General features: G+C 75.2%; 2 protein-coding genes. Both read right to left on the bottom strand.

From position 1 onward, the window contains the following. Positions 1-71: 71 nt before the first annotated feature. On the bottom strand, positions 72-1,346 hold the full coding sequence (locus E4099_RS30965) for an ATP-grasp domain-containing protein (RefSeq protein WP_135342420.1): 1,275 nt from the start codon (positions 1,344-1,346) through the stop codon (positions 72-74). A 98-nt stretch (positions 1,347-1,444) separates the two neighbouring features. Continuing rightward, positions 1,445-2,818: carboxyl transferase domain-containing protein (locus E4099_RS30970; RefSeq protein WP_135342421.1), on the bottom strand; the 1,374-nt coding region annotated here is incomplete at its 5' end.

Raw genomic sequence — 2,818 nt, forward strand, 5'->3', positions numbered from 1 at the left:
GGCGGGCGGCCGCGGCATCCCGGCGGGGGGCGCCGTCTCCCCCGCGTCGGCCGGATCCCCTGCGGTGTCCCTCATGGCGCGATCTCCCATCGGTGTGCGGCCAGGAACTCCGTGACGGCGCGGTCGATCCGGTGCTGGTCGGTGCCGGTGGCGCGGAGTACGCCGAGGAAGTCGCGGTTGGTGCCGTACCGCGGGTGCACCTCGCCCAGCTCGCGCAGCGGGCGGTAGTCCAGCCGTACGCCGCCGTCCTCCCGCACCCCGGCGGACGGGGCCGCCACCAGCCGTCCGGCGCGGTCCGCGGTGATGTACTCCAGGCGGGCCCTGGCGCCGGTGCGGGCGCCGAGGTCGGTGGGCAGCGGCTCCCCGAGGTGGGTGCGGAGGATGTGCTCGAACAGCGGGATGCCGAGGAGTTCGGCGAGCACCAGGTCGCACTGGTCGCCGATGGAGCGGTAGTTGACCTCGATCAGCCGGGCGCGGTCGCCCTGGATGACGTACTCGGTGTGGCAGGCACCGAACCCCGCGCCCAGTGCGTCCAGTTGGGCGAGCACCTGTCCGGTGTACGGCCGCGGTGGTTCCGGGAGCAGCCGCAGCCGCTCCTCGATGAAGAGCGGGGGTGGCGAGAGTTCGGTACGGAAGGTGGCGAGGGCGTGTCGGACGCGACCGTCCCCCAGGGTCTCCAGGGTGTGCAGCGGGCCCTCCAGGAACTCCTCCACCACCAGGGCCTCCCCCGGGCGCCGCCGCTGTATCTCCCGGCAGATGGCGGTGAGTTCCGGTCCGTCGGCGACGAGTCGGACGTCCTCGCTGGCGACGCCCTCGCGGGGTTTGACGACGCAGGGGTAGGGCGGGCGCCGGGCGAGCAGGGCGGCCGGATCGCCGCCCGGGGGAAGCTCCGCCGACCAGACGGTGTCCACTCCCGCCTCGGCCAGGCTGCGGCGCAGTTGGGCCTTGTTCTTGGTGCGCAGCGCCGCCCGCCAGTCCTTGCCCGGCAGATCGAAGAAGGCGGCGGTGAGCGCGGTCTGCGTCTGGAGGTGGTCGCTGTTGCTGAACACCGCCTGGGGCCGGTCGGGTTCGGCGGCGAGATGGTTGACGACCTCGCGGAAGTCACGCACCGCGCAGGGCCTGATCTCCAGTTCGGGGAGGGTGCCGCCGGCCGCGGTGTGCCGCCGGTAGGCGCGGTGGTGGGCGTCCGGCTGGTCGGTCAGCAGGGTGACCGTCAGTCCGAGCCGGGCCGCCGCGGGCAGGAAGCCCTCGGTGACGGAGTCGGTGGGGTTGAGCGCGAGGAGGTGAAGTCGCCGCCGGGGCGGGTACGGGCGGCTTTCCGCCGCGCCGAGATCATTCTCGTCCACGAGCAGAGATTAGGTTAGGCAAGCCTAATTTTGTCAATTCGTCTGGTCCCACCGCCCGATTGGCCCCGATTCGCCGTCAACCTCACCATGCCGCCCCGTCAACGCGGCAGCCCCATCCCCCGGTGCCGGGCCCGGCGGGCCGCATGCCGCTCCTCCGGGTCCTGGGTGCGCAGCGCGGCGAGTTCCGCGCCGAGCACCACCCCCAGGCGGACCAGGAAGCCGTCCGGGCCGCCGCCGGACCCATTGTCCTCTTCCTCGACGATCCGGTCCACGATGCCGTGGGCCAGCAGGTCCGCGGAGCGCACCCCCTGCCGGCCGGCGATCTCGTACGCCCGGTCCGTGGTGCGGTAGAGGATCGCCGAGGCGCCCTCCGGCGGCAGCGGGGAGAGCCAGGCGTGCCGGGCCGCCAGCACCCGGTCGGCGGGCAGCAGCGCCAGCGCCGCGCCGCCCGCGCCCTGCCCGAGCAGCAGGCACAGGGTCGGCGCGGGCAGGGCGACCATATCGGCCAGGCAGCGTGCGATCTCCCCGGCCAGGCCGCCCTCCTCGGCCTCCCGGCTGAGCGCCGCGCCGGCGGTGTCGACCACGGTGAGCAGCGGCAGCCCGAGTTCGGCGGCGATCCGCATGCCCCGGCGCGCCGTACGCAGCCCACCCGGCCCGAGCGCCTGCCCGGGTCCGTCCATGGCGTGCCGGGTGCGGTCGTGGCCCAGCACCACGCAGGGTGTGCCGCCGACCCGGGCCAGCGCGAGCAGCAGCCCGGGGTCGTGCTCGCCGGCGCCGGTGCCGCTGAGCGGGGTGACGTCCACCGCCGCCACCCGCAGCAGGTCCCGTACGCCCGGTCGGGCCGGCTCCCGGGAGCGCCGGATCGACTCCGCCGCGGTCGGCGCCGCCGCTCCTCCTCCGCGCACCGCGGCCCGCACGCCGGCCCCCGGCCCAGTGGGGCCGCCGCCCGCCTCCGCGGCGCCCGCCGCGGCACCGTCCGCGCACAGCACCCGGAGCACCCGGGCGGACACCTCGGCCAGCTGCGGTGCCGACAGGACGGCGTCGACCAGCCCGTTCGCCAGCAGGTTCTCGGCGAGCTGGACACCGGCCGGGAACTCCTCGCCGTACAGCGCCTCATGCACCCGCGGCCCCAGGAAGCCGATCAGCGCCCCGGGCTCGGCCGCCGTCACATGCCCCAGTGATCCCCAGGAGGCCAGCACCCCGCCGGTGGTCGGATGCCGCAGGTACACCAGATAGGGCAGCCCGGCCGCCTTGTGTTCGGTGATGGCCGCGGCCACCTTCACCATCTGCAGGAACGCGATGGTGCCCTCCTGCATCCGGGTCCCCCCGGACGCCGGTGCGGCCAGCAGCGGGAGCCGTTCCCGGGTGGCCCGTTCCACCGCTCGTACCAGCCGCTCCCCCGCGTCGATCCCGATCGACCCGGCGAGGAAACGGAACTCGCAGGCGACCACCGCCACCCGCCGCCCCTCGAC

This window comes from Streptomyces palmae (assembly GCF_004684805.1).
GTDB lineage: Bacteria > Actinomycetota > Actinomycetes > Streptomycetales > Streptomycetaceae > Streptomyces > Streptomyces palmae.